The sequence below is a fragment of the Clostridium pacaense genome (assembly GCF_020709765.2).
Classification (GTDB): Bacteria; Bacillota; Clostridia; order Lachnospirales; family Lachnospiraceae; genus Enterocloster; species Enterocloster hominis.
The window spans coordinates 246,237-262,413 of the sequence record NZ_JAJFEB020000002.1; the positions used below are offsets into that span (position 1 = coordinate 246,237).

The following is a 16,177-nucleotide window of genomic DNA, read 5'->3' on the forward strand; positions in this document are numbered from 1 at the left end:
AATTATTTTTATGGGATATAATCAACCTAATATACAGGAGGCATTTGCATGAAAAAGAAATTACTGATATTAACCAACAATCCGGTGGCAAAAATAGGAATCTCGTCCTATCTGTCCTCTATTTTTAACCAGTACCTGACCATCCAGTCCGCCAGGGGCGCTGATATCACCCCCGAGATCCTGGACCATGCGGACTGTATCCTGCTTTCCACGGAAAACATAAAGGATAATCTGCCTTATCCGATTCCTGAACATGTATACCAGCTGGTCTGCATGCGCACGTTCAACCATACCTATCTTCACAAGATCCTCCAGATTCCTCCCGGCTCCTCCGTCTATCTGATCAATGATACGGAAAACAACGCGGACGAGGTCATATTACAGCTCCAGGAATTCGGTTTCTCCCAATACCATTTCCTTCCCTGGTATCCTGGCTGCACCAACCCGGATGAGAGTATCCATTACGGGGTTACCCCCGGGGAGCTGCACCTGGTTCCTTCCACCCTCACCACGGTCATCGACATCGGCAACCGGGTAGTGGATATCTCCACCATCAACGAAATCATTGCCTGCTTCCATCTGCCCACCAGCCTGGCCGACGAGGTGACCAGGAATTATATGAGCCACATCGTACAGGTATTAAAGCTCTCCAACCAGCAGCTGAGCCACGCCCTGGATATGAAACAGATTACCCAGATGATCCTTGACAATGTATCCGAAGGATTCTGCCTTCTGGATGAAAGCGGGATGATCAAGATGGTGAACCAGCCCTTCCGCAAGCTGACAGGATTTAAGGAGAAGAACCTGTCCGGCTGTGATTTCTGTGCGCTTTTGCGTTCCTACGGGATTGATTACGATTTCCCCAACACAAGGGAAACCATCATCAGCCAGCCGGGGCACGGGCGCATACGCCTGTGGTTCCAGAAGTTCAGCCTGAATCCCAAGGCCGAGTTATACCTGATGCATGCTTCCGTCTGTGAGGAGCAGGCGTCCGGGTCCTCGGGAACCGCTTTCCCGTTCCGCGCCAGGCCCTTGTATGACTTCAACAACATGATTACCAGGAACCCTACCCAGTCCCATCTTCTTGACACGGCCCGCAGGATATCCCTCAATGATTTCCCGGTCATCATCCAGGGGGAAAGCGGCACGGAAAAGGAAATGCTGGCCCAGGCCATCCACCGCAATTCAAGACGGCATGACGGACCTTTCATTTCCCTGAACTTCTCATCCCTGAATCCATCCGGCATTGAGGCGGAGCTTTTGGGGACTGAGGAAAATGCATCCCTTGGGACCAGGCGGCATATTGGGGCCTTCCAGGCCGCATGCCGTGGGACACTGCTTATTAACGGAATCCAGCACACTGCCCTGCAGACGCAGCAGCTGCTGCTGAACGTGCTTCAGAATGGATATTATATGCCGATCGGCAGTTCCGGGCCGTTGTCATTGGATGTGCGGATGATAGCAACCACTACCACGGATTTATACAGCCTGGTGCTGGAGGGGCGTTTCTTAGATGACCTGTTCTTCCTTCTGAACACATTTTCCCTGAACACGGTGCCGATCCGGCAGCGCAGGGACGATATCCCCCTCCTGCTGAATAACTTCCTCAGGGATGCCTTCAAGGACCCCTCCCTTGTCATGGAGGACGTGCTGACAGGCAACCTGACAGCCTTCCTGAAGCAGTACGACTGGCCGGGCAACGCACAGGAGATACACAACCTGAGCAATTACTTCTCATGCATCTACCAGCGGGAACCCATCCCCCTGGGCGACCTGCCCGGCTACATATTGAACCAGATACTGAGCCGTCAGACCTCCCTTGACGTGACAGAAAAACACATCCTCTCCCTGATCATCTCCCATCCCCGCATCGGCCGCAGCACGGTCATGGAGCAGCTGAGGAAACAGGGCGTCAGCCTGACGGAAGGAAAGATCCGCACGGTCTTAAGGAAGCTGGCGGATGCAGGATATATCAAGGTCCACCGCACCAGGGGCGGATGTGAGGCCACGGAACTGGGAATCCTCATAAGCCGGGGGTAACAGCGCCATGTATGCAGACCGGCAGACGCCGGACGGCTATTATGTGGATGGCGGCGGCAGGCTGAGGTAGCATATAGCAATCCGGACAACAGGATATTTAAAAGTAAAATGAGAATGTCCACAGGCGCGTTGCCTGTCCCTGTGGACATTCTCATCTTCATTTCATTGTCTGTGCTGCTGATTTAACCATACCTCTGTTCATATATATCGTCTGGTATTGGAATCATGCAAAAGGGATGGCCTGAAATATCCGTCATTACTTTCCAGCTATCTGAAAATTGACATTCCATCATGTTTGCCCCGCACTTAACTGCATGTTCTATTTTACTTTCATATTCATCCATGCGGACATAAAAATCCAAATGTATCATCTGCTGCTGCTCTTCTTTGGTTGACGGCCATTTTGGTTTTTTATATTCAGGGTTTTCTTGAAATAATAAGGGCGTTTCACTGTAATCCTCTTTTGTTACAGTAATCCACTTTTCTCCATCTTGAATCTGGCTGCTTTTTGTCCACCCTAACATTGCTGCGTAAAAATCAGACAACTCTTCAATATTATCACTATCTAATACGATTGCCCCTAATCTCATTTTGGTTCTACCCCGACAGCTTCCTCAGCCGCAATCTCAATCCCCAGCTCCTGAAGCTGCTTCTCATCCACCTCGCCCGGCGCTTCCGTCATAAGGCAGGATGCGTCCTTAACCTTAGGAAATGCGATAACGTCACGGATACTGTCAGCGCCCACCATCAGCATGACAACGCGGTCCAGGCCGTAAGCCAGGCCGGCGTGGGGCGGCACACCGTACTTAAATGCGCTTAACAGGAAACCGAACTGCTCATTGGCGCGCTCCGGCGTAAAGCCCAGCACCTCAAACATCTTGGACTGGATATCCGCCTGATGGATACGGACAGAACCTCCGCCCATCTCAACACCGTTCAGCACGATATCATAAGCCTTGGCGCGCACACGTCCCGGATCCGTATCAATATACTGTATATCCTCATCCATGGGCATGGTAAATGGATGGTGCATGGCTACATAGCGGTCTTCCTCTTCTGAATATTCAAGTAACGGGAACTCCGTTACCCAAAGGAACTTAAAGTCATCCTTCTTTAACAGGTCCAGCTGTCTTGCCAGCTCCAGACGCAGGTTGCCCAGCACATCAAATACAACCTTATCCCTGTCAGCCGCAAACAGCAACAGGTCACCTGGCTTTCCGTCCATGGCGGCAATCAGGGCCTTCATCTCCTCATCCTTCATGAACTTGGCAAAGGAGGACTTAAAGGAACCGTCCTCTGCAATCGCCACATAGGCAAGGCCCCTGGCACCGAATCCCTTGGCATACTCCACCAGGGCGTCAATCTTCTTCCTTGGCATATGGCCCTGTCCCTCTGCGTTAATGCCGCGGACGGAACCGCCGTTCTCCAGAGCGCCCTTAAACACTACAAATTCACAGTCCTTCACAACCTGGGACACATTCTTAAGCTCCATGCCAAAACGCAGGTCCGGCTTATCAGAGCCATAGCGGTCCATGGCCTCCCTCCAGGTCATGCGCTGAATGGGCAGCTGTACGTCAAAGTTACAGATTTCCTTGAACAGCTTCTGTAAAAGACGCTCGTTCACATCCAGCACATCATCCACATCCACAAAGGAAAGCTCCATGTCAATCTGTGTAAACTCAGGCTGGCGGTCCGCCCTCAGATCCTCATCCCTGTAGCACCGTGCCAGCTGGAAATAACGGTCATAACCTGAACACATCAACAGCTGCTTAAACAGCTGGGGTGACTGGGGGAGCGCATAAAAGGAACCCGGATGCACGCGGCTTGGCACCAGATAGTCGCGGGCGCCCTCAGGCGTGCTCTTAATCAGGGTCGGTGTCTCAATCTCAAGAAATCCTTCCTCTGCCAGGAATGCCCTGGTAAGGGTTGCCACCCTGCTTCTGGTAATCAGGTTTCTCTGGAGATCCGGTCTTCTAAGATCCAGGAAACGGTACTTAAGACGAAGCTCCTCCTTGGTCTTAGAATTTTCCTCAATGGGGAAAGGCGGTGTCTCAGACTCTGCCAGCACCCTCATGGAGTGCGCCCTTACTTCAATGGCGCCTGTGGCCAGATTTTCATTAACAGCGCCGGAACGCGCTTCCACACGGCCAGTGACGGCAACCACGAACTCGCTTCTCAGCTTCTCTGCCTTTGCAAAGTTTTCTGCACCGCAGTCACTCTCTTCGAATATGATCTGCAGGATACCGGAACGGTCGCGTAAATCCACGAATATGATCCCGCCCTTATTCCTGCTCTTCTGGATCCATCCCATAACGGTCACTTCCCGGCCGATATCAGCGGTTGTTACTTCTGTACATCTGTGGGTCCGCTTTAAACCCATCATTGATTCTGCCATGATATTATCTCCTTTTTATTTCTTCAGGCTTTCCTTGTAGAATTCCTTAAAGTCAGTGTATCCCTCTTTACTAAGCTGTTCCTTCTGGAACTTCTTATTCTTATTCATCTGGGCAACCAGGACCTGGACGCCTTTTCTCCGCTCTGCCATGGCTTCACGGATCACACCGGCCAATGCAGCGCTGTCCACACCCTTTTCAAAGAGGAATGCTTTCTTATCCGATGCGCCCGGCACTTCAAACCCATTATCCAGAAGAATGGTTACAATACGCTCGAATCCAATGGAAAACCCGCAGGCCGGTGTCTCCATGCCCGTGAACTTGCCAATCATCTTATCATACCGTCCCCCTCCGGCAACAGAGCCGCCAAAGCCTTCCATGGATACCTCGAAAATGGTTCCTGTATAGTAGGACATCCCGCGTACCAGGGTGGGATCGAATTCCAGTCCGAACTCAGCTTCCGCCACCTCAGTGACCGTGTCCATGATGTGGGCCAGGTTCTCACTTACCTCCAACGGCATGATTTCCTTAAGCCTGTCGCCCAGCGCCCGCACACCTGCTGCGTCCTTTGTGACATTCTTAAGCATGTCCAGATATGTGTCAACACTTTCCTTCCGGTATCCCGATTCCAGAAGTTCCTTTTCCACGCCCTCAAAGCCAATCTTATCCATCTTGTCCAGGATAATGAATACCTGGTCCATGGATTCCTCCGGGAACCCGCAAAACAGTGCCATGCCTCGCAGGATTTCCCTGTCGTTGATCCTCACCGTGAATCCATTGTCCGGGCAGATCTTACCCAGGGCCGTGGTGGTGGCCAGGATCAGTTCTATCTCAGCAAGGCTGGTGGCATCGCCCAGGATATCGATATCGCACTGGACAAACTGGCGGAAACGCCCTCTCTGGGGCTTGTCGGCGCGCCACACGCTGCCCATCTGCAATGCCTTAAAGGGCTTTGGCAGGTTCGCCGCATTGTTCGCATAATAGCGCGAAAGAGGAAGGGTCAGGTCATAGCGCAGCCCGCTGTCCGTCAGGTCATTCTCGCCCCCGGCGGCTTCCAGGTTCAGCTTGTCCCCCCTTTTCAGGATCTTGAAGATAAGCTTCTCATTATCCCCGCCCTGCTTGCTGGTCAGGTTCTCTATATGTTCCACGCAGGGAGTCTCTATCTGTGAAAACCCAAATCCCCTGTATGTCTCCTTAATCTGATTCATCACATATTCGCGGATCTGCATTTCCGCAGGAGTGATATCCTTCATTCCGGTAACCGGTTTCTTCGCCAATGCCATATGCATTCTCCCATTCTATCGTTCTGATTTTAGTCAATACATATATTTTAATTAACTTTCACGATTTTGCAAGTGTTTTGAGGAAATAAGATGTATTTCACACAAATTAACCATTGAATCGAAGAATTTTGGCATGTCTATCCCTTATTTGGGGCATCCATGGTTCTTGGGGCACCCATGGTATTTGGGGCATCCATATCATTTGGGGCATCCATATCATTTGGGGCATCCATAGTATTTGGGGCATCCATATCATTTAAGGCGCTCATATTCATACGCGTCCAGAATCAGGGCTGTCAGCCGTTCCTTCGCCGTTTTGCCAAGCACCAGGACCGGAAGCCTTTTCTTTCCGTTTACCAGGTATGGATAAACCACACTCAATCTCTCCCTGCAGTAATAAATCCTGATGCCGCATATGGTAATCCCGTCACATATCCTGACAGAGGCAATCCCGCACAGGCTGTCCTCCTCATTTGTTTTGAGCCGGACGCACACCTGGATTCTATCAGTCCCTGTTTCCATACCAGTCCTCCCGGCTCCCGTACATCCTGTCGTCAGCCTTTTTCCTCGAAAATGCCACAAGGGCTTCCCTCGCCGCCTCGCCGTCCGGATAGGCGCAGGCCGTTCCCATGATATATCCGGCCGCCTGGTTCCATTCCCCGGTACTGTACTTCCCCGGATTTATGTGGGGCAGCACGAAACGCAGGGCGGACTGGCTATACCCGTACCTGAGGTCTGACAGGTACATGCACTCAAGACCCGCGGCCAGGTCTTCCAGCAGACCGGTGGTGCCACTCTGCGGACTGGCGGTGCCACACTGCTGATTGGCAGTTCCACACTGCGTATTGACAGTTCCACACTGCTGAGTGGCAGTTCCACACTGCGGATTGACGGTTCCACACTGCTGAGTGGCAGTTCCACACTGTGGACTGTCCTGTCCGCCTGTCTCTTTTTTCATTCCATTACCATTCATTATCTCCCTATCCTCCATATAATCCTTCCTTTCCTTCAGAGCGTGGCTGAGTATTACTTTACATCAGCCGGACAGCCTGCTTTACGACATAATACATATTATGTTTTAAAACAGAGAAAACCAGCTTAAATCCTATGCTGTGAACTAAAATTCATAAATACATTATACCACAAAATGAATGTCAGACAATATTTATTTCGTATCCGTTAACGGATATGCTTCTATATATCTTAATTATCATGCGTATCGTACTTTTGTCCCTAAATCCAGGAACGACATAATATGTATTATGTCGTTCCTGTTTTTCATATAATCATTTCCATTTTCTGCATGGCCTCCTGCTGCTCTTCCCCTGTGGAAATAGTATAAATCCTGGTAGTCTCAACACTTGAGTGCCCCAGTATATCTGCCAGATGGACCAGGTCCTTATCAACCCCATAATAGGTATAGGCAAACAGATGCCTGAGATTGTGGGGAAATACCTTCTGTTCCGGGATACCGGCCTTTATGCACAGCCGCTTCATCTCCGCCCATATATTGCTGCGGTTTACGGCCATACCTCCCGACGTGACAAACACGGGGCCGGAAGTCAGGCCGTTCTCACGGCAATATCCGCGCAGGCGGCACCGCAGTTTCTCTATCAGGAAGATGGTTCTGAATTTTCCTTTATTATATATTTCCACCCGCCCCGCATCCAGGGCTTCTACCGTGATGAAAGGCAGTTCACTTATGCATATCCCCGTATTTCCTATGGTTTCCATAATCATGGCCAGTCTTTGATTATCCAGATACAGGGCTGTTGTCACCAGCCTGGCATACTCTTCCTTGGTAAGCCTGCGCTCCTCACCTCCCATCAGATGCCGCTGTACCTTGAACTGGCTTACCCTGTACCTGTCCCAGTTCTTATAATGAAAAAAGCAGTTCAGCGCAGCCAGCATGGAGTTGGCGCTTGATACCTTGTAAGACCCCTGCAGATAGCTTTTATACTCTATGACTTTTTCCCTGGTCACCATTTCCCCAGGAGAAAGATATTGTATAAAAGCCGCAACATCCCTGCAATACTTGTCAATGGTCCGTGCAGAGCGTTCCATGTTAATCAGATACTTTTTAAAATCAAGTATATCATTCTTGATTATTTTGTTTTCCTGCATATAAATCCTCCTTTTTGCATTATCGTAATAATCCATTTTATACTTATATTGCCCAAAATAAAATGATTATACGAATGGCTGGAGGAAAACCGGATGCGGACTCCAGGAGGGGGAGGTATGGAAAAGACAGGCGTGAAAAATAAAAGACACCGGATGATTTTTAGTATCCGGTGTGCTTCTTCCCTGTTTATATACAATATCCAAAAAGCAGCATAACCTCCTATGAGTCATGCTGCCCTTATATCCTTAGACCAATCTCAATCCATCCTCAACCTAAATCCAGGCCGCACCAGGCACACCTACCCTTTCACCGCCCCCAAAGTCAGCCCATCCTTCATGAACGCCTGCAGCACAATGAAAATAACAATGACCGGCAGGGTTGCCAGGGCGGTTCCGGCCATGGTGACAGGCCACGGCGTGGACATGCCCTCGCTGAAGGGGAGCATGGTGATTGCCACCATCAGGGTGTATTTCTCGCTCTTGCGAAGGAAAATCAGGGGCCAGAAGAAGTCATTCCATCTGGCTATGACGGTCAGGATGCCCCAGGAAGCCAGCGCGGGCTTGATAATGGGCATGACGATGCTGGTATAAATCTTAAAATCATGGCAGCCGTCTATGCGGGCCGATTCGATGATTTCATCCGGCACATCCATGATGTACTGTCTCATGTAGAAGATACCGATTGCAGTTGCCATCCTTGGGATGACCAGGGACCACAGGCTGTTAATCAGCTCCATCTTCCTCATGACCAGGAACATGGGGATTGAACCAACCTCAGGCGGGATCAGCATGGTTGCCACGCAGAAATAAAACAACGTCTTATTGCCCGGGAACTTATATTTTGCAAATGCAAAACCAGCCAGGGAGCAGAAAAACAGGGACGTGACCGTGCCGAAAAATGTAGTGAACACACTGTTATAAAAGTTCTTCCAGAAATTAGGAAGCAGTTCAAAAAGACGTTTCAGGTTCCCAAGGGAAGGATTCCTGAGAATCAGGGAGTTGAATCCGCTGACGCTCTCCCCCGCCCCTTTGAGCGCAATCAAGCACATCCATATGATTGGGAACATGGAAAATATGACTATGATGATAAGCAGCGTATGTACCAGTATATCCACCAGCTGCCTTCTTGTTCTGTAACCCATACACCCACCTCCTTATACTTCGCCCTGTTTCATGCGTATGATGAACTGGATAATGGAAACAATCAGCAGGATAAGCGTCAGCATACAGCCGATTGCACTTGCATATCCCAGCTTAAACACATTGAAACCAGACTCATACATGTACTGGAACAAGGATACGTTGGACGTGCCAGGTCCCTGCAGCATGAATGGCTCGTTGAATATCTTCCAGCTGTCAGCAGTCAGTGTGATGAAACAGAAAAACATGACGTTGGACAGGGAGGGCAGCGTAATCTTGAAAAAGCGCTGGAACGCATTGGCCCCATCCACTTTTGCCGCCTCATAATACTCAGGCGATATATTGAGCAGTCCGGAGAGCAGTATCATGGTAAACCACGGGGTATTCCTCCACACGTTCAGCGCAATGACCGGAAGCTTGGAAAATCTGGTGCCTGTAAGCCAGTCCACCTTGCTTCCGCCCATGGAAAAGATGACCTCGTTAATAAGGCCCGTATTCTTCTCAAACAGCATGCTGAAAATAATACCCATGGCAATAACGGCACAGATATTAGGCAGATAGGTAGCGCTTTTGAAAAACGCCTTGCCCCTGAGCCTGTTATAGTTAAGCAGCCCCGATATCAGAAGCCCCAGGGCCAGGATCAGTATGACGCCTGTAATCCAGTAAATCACCGTGTTCGTAAGCGCATCCCAGAACATATAATCCTTAAAAAGCATGTTGTAGTTCTGCACGCCGGTGAACCGCGGCTCCCCGATTCCGTTCCACTCTGTCAGGCTGATATACACGGTCCAGATATTGGGAACCAGCTGAAACACCAGGAACAGAATAAAAAAGGGCATGATGAACAGATAAGGATACCGGTACCGTTTTAGAAATTTAGCCATGATTAGCCACCCCTTCTTCTCATATAAATATAACAGGCGCGGCACGGATTGATTCAGTGCCTTGCTCCGTGCCGCGCCATCCAACTCTCCTCAGGTCAAATCTCCTGGGGCGTGTCTGAACATACATTCCAGCTGTCTGCCCTAAGGTAAAGCATTATTCGATTGTTGCCTTTCCAATCTTCGCTTCCAGATTCTTCTGCATATTTGCAATCGCATCGTCCATGCTCTGATCGCCTGCAACATATTTTTCCAGCTCAGCGCTTATAACGGTGTCTGCTTCCGCATCCTGTGGCGTCACAACCAGGTTCTTGGAACTGTTCTCAAGTCCCTTTCCTTCCATTTCCCTGAAGGACTGGCCGCCGTAGAAATCAGATGGTTCTTTCCAGAATGGGTCTTCCAGCATGGAAAGGGCTACCGGGTTGGCATACGGTCCGTTCTGGGACTCAACCTCATTGACCCATTCCTTACGGGCGTCATTGTCAAACTGGAAATCATACCACAGCTTCTGGAACAGGGATGTATACGGATCATCCGGATTGTTGATGACTGCCCAGTACTGGGAAACAGGCGCCCCGCCTGTACCGATTTCCTTGAACACAGGGGCTTTCATCACACGCCAGTCACCAGCTGTCTCAGGTACGTTCAGGCGCAGGAACTCATCCCAGAATGCGCCGATATAGAAGGTTGCAATCTTATCTTCCCGGATGGAATCATACATTGGCGGTTCCAGGATGGCTGACTTAAACAGCAGGTCTTCCTGGCAAAGGGTATCCAGCGTGGTAAATGCCAGCTTGGCCCCCGGGTCGCTTCCGATGACCACATTGCCCTGGTCATCCCAGATATGGGCGTCCGCCTGAGGCATGAGGCCGCGGCGTCCGTAATAACGCCAGGTACGGCTTGTTGGGTCAATGTAGGAAAGGTATGTACTGCCATTGCTCTTTTCCTTTAACTGGCGTCCGGCTTCAATCCAGCCCTCGATGGTTTCCATCTGTGCAGGGTCAACACCGTACTTGTCAAAAATCCTCTGGTTATAGAACAACAGCTGCGGGCGCACGGAATCAGGATAGCCGTAAATCTTCCCGCCAAGGGTTGCGTCATTGCATGCGCCGTCAACCATATTCGGCACCTGCGGCGAGATGTCGTCCGTGACATCCATCACAATGCCGCCCTTTGCCAGGTCAATGAGGCTGACAGGGTCTATCATGGTTGCTGTGGGCAGGTCGTCCATGGCTCCGGACAGGTATGTCATGCTGATTTTCTCACGGGCATCATTGACATCCTTGGTCTGGACAATCTCAATCTTCACGCCTGGCGCGATGTCGCGGTTGCGCTCCAGCCAGTTGTCAAAATAAATCTGCAGGTACTGGGGCTGCCCATAGGCGTAAATGGTCATGGTGCCGTCCGGATACGCCTTCTTGTCCTCTCCTGCCGCCTCGCTGCTTCCTTCGGCTGCCGGAGCCTGGGTTTCCTTTGGCGCCGCCGTATCCGCGGGCTTGTCTGAACCGGAACCGCCGCCGCAGGCCGTTGCCGACAGCACCATTGAGCCAATCAGGATTGCTGATAAAAATCGTTTCTTCATATTAAAATCTCCCTCCCACCATGGTCTTCCATGGCTTTTATATTAACATCATATTGCTTACATGAATCCGGCTGCCACATAGTGTTTACAGCCCTTCCAGGGCATCCACCGCAATCCTCAGGCGGTCATAGGATGTCCCTGTGGGAATGGTGCAGTCCGTGCCCAGGATAAACCCGGTCCTTCCGGCCTCAGCCACCACGCGCCTTACCTCTTCCCTTATCTCATCCGCAGTGCCCTCAATCAGCGGACCCATATGGTTGGAAAGCCCGCCCATGATGGCACAGTCCGTGAATATCCGGCGTCCCTCTGACAGGCTCAGGCCCGCCTCATACACGCCCCAGTTGGCAATGGTATAAAGGCCCTTATAGCTCTTATAGCGGTCAAAATTCACATCGGTCTTGCACATATGCAGGATGTTGTTCCCTCCCGCCTCCAGACATGCATTCATGATCTGCTTATCAAACGGCATTATGTACTCTTCAAACTCCTGGTCCGTAAACAGGAAACGCTCCCCGCCCAGACCCGCATACAGGATTCCGTCCAGTCCCAGCTCCACGAACTTCCCTGCCAGCTGGCACAGTCCGTCGGCAATCCGCTTCATGGCATCCAGCACCGGGGCCTTATTCTGGCGCAGGTGGCTTACCAGCAGCTGCCTTACGGGCATATAACCGTAATCCGGTTCAATGGGGTGGATGGTGGAGGCCACGATGCCGTGGAGTGTGCCGATGTTATAGGCATCCATGTCACACCGGTCCAGCACACGTTTCACCAGTTCAATCTCATCCTGCATGAACCTGTCATCCAGGGAAATGCTCCTGATGCACTTCCAGTCATCCGGCGTCTTAATGGACCCCATATTGGGAACCAGGTTCTCATTCATGATTTTCTGGATGTCCGGATTTACCTCCTTAAAAAACTTGAGGTGTTCCTCCACAGCTGCTTCGCCGAACGCAACTTCCCTTGGAAAATGCATGGTAAAATAACTGGGGATCTTATCCACGGGCTGATTCTTCATTGCCGCAAAAACTCGTTCTCTCTTCTTCACGTCCCTTTACTCCTTTATATTTATTTTACCGAATATATTTTTTTCATTTTTAAATAATATCACAGATATGTGAATTTTTCAATATATTCGGAATTATTCATGTGCATTTCGACCATTTGTGACACATTTCCCAACTTATGCCTTGTTGTTTTTCACAATACAGGCAAAATCCTTTCACTTATATAAACCACGATGCAGCAGGCCGCAGACACCTTCAGAAGCCCGCCTCCGCCCAGCGCGGCAAGGATTCCTGTAACCAGGGCCGCCAGGGCCGCCACAGGGCTTCTGGTGGCCCCCAGGATGGATGGAAATGTCATCACCGCCAGCGTCACATACGGCACATAATATAAAAATGACCGGATCAGCGTATTCTTTAACTCATGCCGGATGAAAATCAGCGGAACCGCCCTCACCAGGTAAGTGGCCGCGCCCATGACCAATATGTAGATATATACGTTATGCTCCATCTTCCCTCTCCTCCTTGATGGGGAACAGTATGGCTGCAGCCCCTGCTATGATGATGGTCAGCATCATGATACGCGTCCCCGGGGAGATACCGCTGCACAGTATGGACATGGCATAGCTGGCAGCCATGGAAATGGCAATCAGCACGCCCAAAACCCGTTCCTTGGCAGCCGGAGGTATGATTACCGCCAGGAACATTCCGTAAAGCCCCACACCCAGGGCGCTTACAATCCCCTCTGAAAGGGCGTTCCCCGCAACCACGCCAAGACATGTCCCCGCTGCCCAGCCGGGCATGGATATAAGCATCATCCCATAATAATAGCGCGGGTTCAGCTTTCCCGGGACCATGATGGATGCGCCGAATATCTCATCCGTGACATCATATCCCATAAGCATGCGGTGAAGCACGGACGCGCCGCTGCCCAGCTTCTGGCTCAGGGCACATGACATCAGGAGATACCGGGCGTTGATAATCAGCATCATGATTGCGGCCTCCACATATCCGGCCTTCTCAGAAATCATGGTAAAGCCTGCAAATTCCCCTGCCGAAGCATTCATGAACAAGCTGGTAATGGTTGCCTGGAAGGGCGTAAGCCCTGCGTGCCGGGCCGTGATGCCAAGGGTAAAGCCCACGGACAGATACCCCAGGGCAATGGGTATCCCGTCATGTATTCCCTTTTTCAGCCAAAACATATTCTTTGTGTCCATTGTTTTTCCCACTCAAATTTTGTGATGGCTTTATTATAACTCCGGTATTGAAATAAGAAAAACGAAAGTTTATAATGGATACATTAGGTTGTCTTATGTTTAAGGAACGATTAAAGGAGAAGCCCATGAACCGATACGATGTGTTTATAAGAATTGTGGAAACAGGCAGCTTTACCCAGGCAGCGGCCGAGTCAGGCTATACCCAGTCTGCCGTGAGCCAGATGATACGCACGCTGGAACACGAGCTGAATACCCCCCTGTTCCTCCGCTCCAAGACCGGCGCAGAGCTGACGCCGGACGGCAGGGAATATCTGCCTTACATACAGTCCGTCAGCAATGCCAGACGTGAATTGGATGTGAAATGCCAGGAGATGCAGGGCCTTGAACGTGGCCTGATACGCGTCGGGACATTTACCAGCGTCAGCCGTACCTGGCTCCCCAGATTCATAAAGGATTTTAAGAAAATGTACCCCTCCGTGCAGTTCATCCTGCGCCAGGGGGATTACACCAGCATCTGCCAGTGGGTGGCTGAGGGAAGCGTTGACTTTGGCTTCACCAACCCGGACGTCACCTCCAGGCTTACCATCATCCCCCTGTGTACGGACCGCATGCAGGCCGTCCTTCCCCCGGACCACTATCTGGCAGGGGAGGAATCCATCTCACTGAAGACCCTGGCATCCCTGCCCTACATCCTGCTGGATGAAGGGGTGGAGTTAAGCGTCCCCCTGTCCGCCTTCTACCGGCACGGGCTGAACCCCAACATACAGTACACGGTGGTGGATGACTACACCATCATGTCAATGGTGGAACAGGGCCTGGGCGTCTCCAGCCTCTATGACCTGGTGTTAGAAGGATATCACCAGAACATAGTGACAAAACCCATCTATCCCGAAGTCACCCGCACCCTGGCCCTTGTGTACAAGAACAAGAAGGTGCTTCCCATAGCCAGCCGATATTTCATCGATTATATATTGGACTACTTTAAGATATAGGGATTACAGGAGGATTTTCTCCTTGCGCCCTATCATCTCGTCAATCCGGCTGATATACTGTTCCACTTCCTTCACGTTCTCGCACCGCTCCCGCCTGTTTTCAGACGGGAATACCACCTTGGTGGTGGTTCCGGCGCCGCAGGCGGCAATGGTCTGCATTTCCTCCATGATAAGGATGTTATAGATGCAGGCCTTGCCAGGAAGGGAATATCCCACATTCTCAAAATTACCGGCCATGTTCTTCTGGCGGTAGAGATAGTATGGCTCCATCCCCATCTCCCTGGCGCAGGCAGCGCTCAGGTCAATCATCTCAGGCGTATTGCTGATTTTCAGGTCCCCGTACTGTTCCCTGAACATGTTAAGGCGGGCAGCCCGCTTAATGGCCAGGGAATGGACGGTAAGGGAGTCCGGCGCCAGCTCCTTTACCTCATGAAGTGTATGGCGCACATCGTCCATATCCTCCTCAGGCAGTCCCATGATCAGGTCCATATTAATGTTATCAAAGCCCAGCTCCCTTGCCATCCAAAACCGCTCCTTAACCATTTCCACGGAATGGCGGCGTCCAATCAGGTCCAGGGTCTTCTGGTTCATGGTCTGGGGATTAATGGAAATGCGGGTGATGCCATGGTTCCTCAGCACCTTCAGCTTTTCCTCCGTTATGCTGTCCGGCCGCCCGGCCTCCACGGTAAATTCCAGGGCATGTCCCGTATCAAAAAGATCTTCCAGTTTACATAAGATAGCATGGATATCCTCCGCCGGAAGGGATGTAGGTGTGCCGCCTCCAAAATAAATGGTATCCAGAGGCCGTCCCTTCATTTTCCCTGCGGTGTATTCCAGTTCCTTGAACAATGCCTCCAGGTAAAGCCCTGTGCGCCCCGTCCATTTGCTGATGGGATAGGAGGTGAAGGAACAGTACAGGCAGGTGGTGGGACAGAAGGGAATCCCCACATAAAGGCTGTAACCCCGCTCATAATCCAGGGGTTCAAGCAGCTTCTTTTCCCTGGCAGCAATCTCGATGCTCAGGTTAATCTTCTCGTCACTGGCCATGTAGGTTTCTTTCATGAAGGAACGGATAGCATCCTCATCCCAGCCCTCCTCCAGCCTGGTAAGGGCAATCTTGGTGGGACGGATTCCTGTGAGGGACCCCCAGGGGAGCCCTGTTCCCGTGCGCTCCATAAGCATCTGGTAGAACATTTTCTTAACCACGTTCTTGGTTGCTGAGTGGTCGGACAGGTCGGATGCCCCGGTACGGCTCACTGACAGCTTCCATGATACCGGATTCCCTTCCTCAGGTCCTTGTCCGGCCGGAAGGGCCGCGGCCCCGCCCTGGTCCATCCCGTCCCGGCCTCCGTCCCTGTCCCATATGAGGACCGAGATTTCCCCCTGCCCCAGCCTTGTCTCCACATAAAATCCCAGTTCATCCTTAACCTCATGGGCATAGGTTTCACCCGGATAAAAGGACATCAGAAGTTCTCTGATGTCCTGTTCATATGCATTATCCTGTATTAATAATCCAATCATATA

The 16,177-nt window shown here is 51.0% G+C and carries 15 protein-coding genes; 2 read left to right on the forward strand and 13 right to left on the reverse strand.

The genetic code is table 11. From position 1 onward, the window contains the following. Positions 1–48: 48 nt before the first annotated feature. Entirely contained in the window at positions 49–2,040 is a 1,992-nt protein-coding gene (locus LK536_RS34700) for a sigma 54-interacting transcriptional regulator (RefSeq protein ID WP_120058475.1), read from the forward strand. Between the two features lie 182 nt (positions 2,041–2,222). Here the strand turns inward: LK536_RS34700 and LK536_RS34705 are convergent, their stop codons facing one another. The 12 genes from LK536_RS34705 to LK536_RS34760 form a co-directional block, all read right to left on the reverse strand. Continuing rightward, positions 2,223–2,630 carry a VOC family protein gene (locus LK536_RS34705; RefSeq protein ID WP_008723739.1) on the reverse strand — a complete coding sequence of 136 codons (408 nt, stop codon included), beginning with the start codon at positions 2,628–2,630 and terminating at the stop codon, positions 2,223–2,225. Beyond that, positions 2,627–4,435, reverse strand: coding sequence for an aspartate--tRNA ligase (gene aspS, locus LK536_RS34710; RefSeq protein ID WP_025484382.1), 1,809 nt, complete (start codon positions 4,433–4,435; stop codon positions 2,627–2,629). The genes LK536_RS34705 and aspS overlap by 4 nt, the downstream gene beginning before the upstream one ends. 15 nt (positions 4,436–4,450) lie before the next feature. Continuing rightward, positions 4,451–5,716: a histidine--tRNA ligase gene (hisS, locus tag LK536_RS34715; RefSeq protein ID WP_025484383.1), complete on the reverse strand. Its 1,266-nt coding sequence runs from the start codon at positions 5,714–5,716 to the stop codon at positions 4,451–4,453. Between the two features lie 252 nt (positions 5,717–5,968). Beyond that, the gene (locus tag LK536_RS34720; protein WP_008723735.1) at positions 5,969–6,238 is read right to left on the reverse strand and encodes a hypothetical protein; all 270 of its coding nucleotides are present in this window, start codon (positions 6,236–6,238) and stop codon (positions 5,969–5,971) included. After that, on the reverse strand, positions 6,222–6,689 hold the full coding sequence (locus LK536_RS34725; protein ID WP_227794620.1) for a hypothetical protein: 468 nt from the start codon (positions 6,687–6,689) through the stop codon (positions 6,222–6,224). The genes LK536_RS34720 and LK536_RS34725 overlap by 17 nt, the downstream gene beginning before the upstream one ends. Positions 6,690–6,994: 305 nt before the next feature. Continuing rightward, positions 6,995–7,840, reverse strand: coding sequence for a tyrosine-type recombinase/integrase (locus LK536_RS34730; protein ID WP_227794621.1), 846 nt, complete (start codon positions 7,838–7,840; stop codon positions 6,995–6,997). Positions 7,841–8,139: 299 nt separating this feature from the next. Continuing rightward, positions 8,140–8,982 carry a carbohydrate ABC transporter permease gene (locus LK536_RS34735; RefSeq protein WP_008723716.1) on the reverse strand — a complete coding sequence of 281 codons (843 nt, stop codon included), beginning with the start codon at positions 8,980–8,982 and terminating at the stop codon, positions 8,140–8,142. 12 nt (positions 8,983–8,994) lie between these two features. After that, entirely contained in the window at positions 8,995–9,864 is an 870-nt protein-coding gene (locus LK536_RS34740; protein ID WP_025484396.1) for a carbohydrate ABC transporter permease, read from the reverse strand. A gap of 154 nt (positions 9,865–10,018) precedes the next feature. Continuing rightward, entirely contained in the window at positions 10,019–11,443 is a 1,425-nt protein-coding gene (locus tag LK536_RS34745) for an ABC transporter substrate-binding protein (RefSeq protein WP_008723712.1), read from the reverse strand. A gap of 85 nt (positions 11,444–11,528) precedes the next feature. Next, positions 11,529–12,488, reverse strand: a complete 960-nt coding sequence (locus tag LK536_RS34750) for a uroporphyrinogen decarboxylase family protein (RefSeq protein WP_227794622.1) — start codon at positions 12,486–12,488, stop codon at positions 11,529–11,531. A 152-nt stretch (positions 12,489–12,640) separates the two neighbouring features. Continuing rightward, positions 12,641–12,955 (reverse strand): branched-chain amino acid transport AzlD family protein, encoded by a 315-nt coding sequence (locus LK536_RS34755; protein ID WP_008723708.1) that lies wholly within the window; start codon positions 12,953–12,955, stop codon positions 12,641–12,643. Continuing rightward, positions 12,945–13,661 carry an AzlC family ABC transporter permease gene (locus tag LK536_RS34760; protein WP_120058468.1) on the reverse strand — a complete coding sequence of 239 codons (717 nt, stop codon included), beginning with the start codon at positions 13,659–13,661 and terminating at the stop codon, positions 12,945–12,947. The genes LK536_RS34755 and LK536_RS34760 overlap by 11 nt, the downstream gene beginning before the upstream one ends. 95 nt (positions 13,662–13,756) lie before the next feature. Between LK536_RS34760 and LK536_RS34765 the strand changes: the two genes are divergently transcribed. Then, positions 13,757–14,653 (forward strand): LysR family transcriptional regulator, encoded by an 897-nt coding sequence (locus LK536_RS34765; RefSeq protein WP_227794623.1) that lies wholly within the window; start codon positions 13,757–13,759, stop codon positions 14,651–14,653. 3 nt (positions 14,654–14,656) lie between these two features. Here LK536_RS34765 and hemZ read toward each other — a convergent pair whose 3' ends face one another. Then, a complete protein-coding gene (gene hemZ / locus LK536_RS34770; RefSeq protein WP_227794624.1) occupies positions 14,657–16,174 on the reverse strand; it encodes a coproporphyrinogen dehydrogenase HemZ in 1,518 nt (505 codons plus the stop codon). Between the last annotated feature and the right edge of the window lie 3 nt (positions 16,175–16,177).

What these genes read in the sequence shown, in the direction of transcription:
- LK536_RS34700 (WP_120058475.1), top strand. Translation starts at nt 49, where the DNA reads ATGAAAAAGAAATTACTGATATTAACCAACAATCCGGTGGCAAAAATA.
- LK536_RS34705 (WP_008723739.1), bottom strand. Translation starts at nt 2,630, where the DNA reads ATGAGATTAGGGGCAATCGTATTAGATAGTGATAATATTGAAGAGTTG.
- aspS (WP_025484382.1), bottom strand. Translation starts at nt 4,435, where the DNA reads ATGGCAGAATCAATGATGGGTTTAAAGCGGACCCACAGATGTACAGAA.
- hisS (WP_025484383.1), bottom strand. Translation starts at nt 5,716, where the DNA reads ATGGCATTGGCGAAGAAACCGGTTACCGGAATGAAGGATATCACTCCT.
- LK536_RS34720 (WP_008723735.1), bottom strand. Translation starts at nt 6,238, where the DNA reads ATGGAAACAGGGACTGATAGAATCCAGGTGTGCGTCCGGCTCAAAACA.
- LK536_RS34725 (WP_227794620.1), bottom strand. Translation starts at nt 6,689, where the DNA reads ATGAATGGTAATGGAATGAAAAAAGAGACAGGCGGACAGGACAGTCCA.
- LK536_RS34730 (WP_227794621.1), bottom strand. Translation starts at nt 7,840, where the DNA reads ATGCAGGAAAACAAAATAATCAAGAATGATATACTTGATTTTAAAAAG.
- LK536_RS34735 (WP_008723716.1), bottom strand. Translation starts at nt 8,982, where the DNA reads ATGGGTTACAGAACAAGAAGGCAGCTGGTGGATATACTGGTACATACG.
- LK536_RS34740 (WP_025484396.1), bottom strand. Translation starts at nt 9,864, where the DNA reads ATGGCTAAATTTCTAAAACGGTACCGGTATCCTTATCTGTTCATCATG.
- LK536_RS34745 (WP_008723712.1), bottom strand. Translation starts at nt 11,443, where the DNA reads ATGAAGAAACGATTTTTATCAGCAATCCTGATTGGCTCAATGGTGCTG.
- LK536_RS34755 (WP_008723708.1), bottom strand. Translation starts at nt 12,955, where the DNA reads ATGGAGCATAACGTATATATCTACATATTGGTCATGGGCGCGGCCACT.
- LK536_RS34760 (WP_120058468.1), bottom strand. Translation starts at nt 13,661, where the DNA reads ATGGACACAAAGAATATGTTTTGGCTGAAAAAGGGAATACATGACGGG.
- LK536_RS34765 (WP_227794623.1), top strand. Translation starts at nt 13,757, where the DNA reads ATGTTTAAGGAACGATTAAAGGAGAAGCCCATGAACCGATACGATGTG.
- hemZ (WP_227794624.1), bottom strand. Translation starts at nt 16,174, where the DNA reads ATGATTGGATTATTAATACAGGATAATGCATATGAACAGGACATCAGA.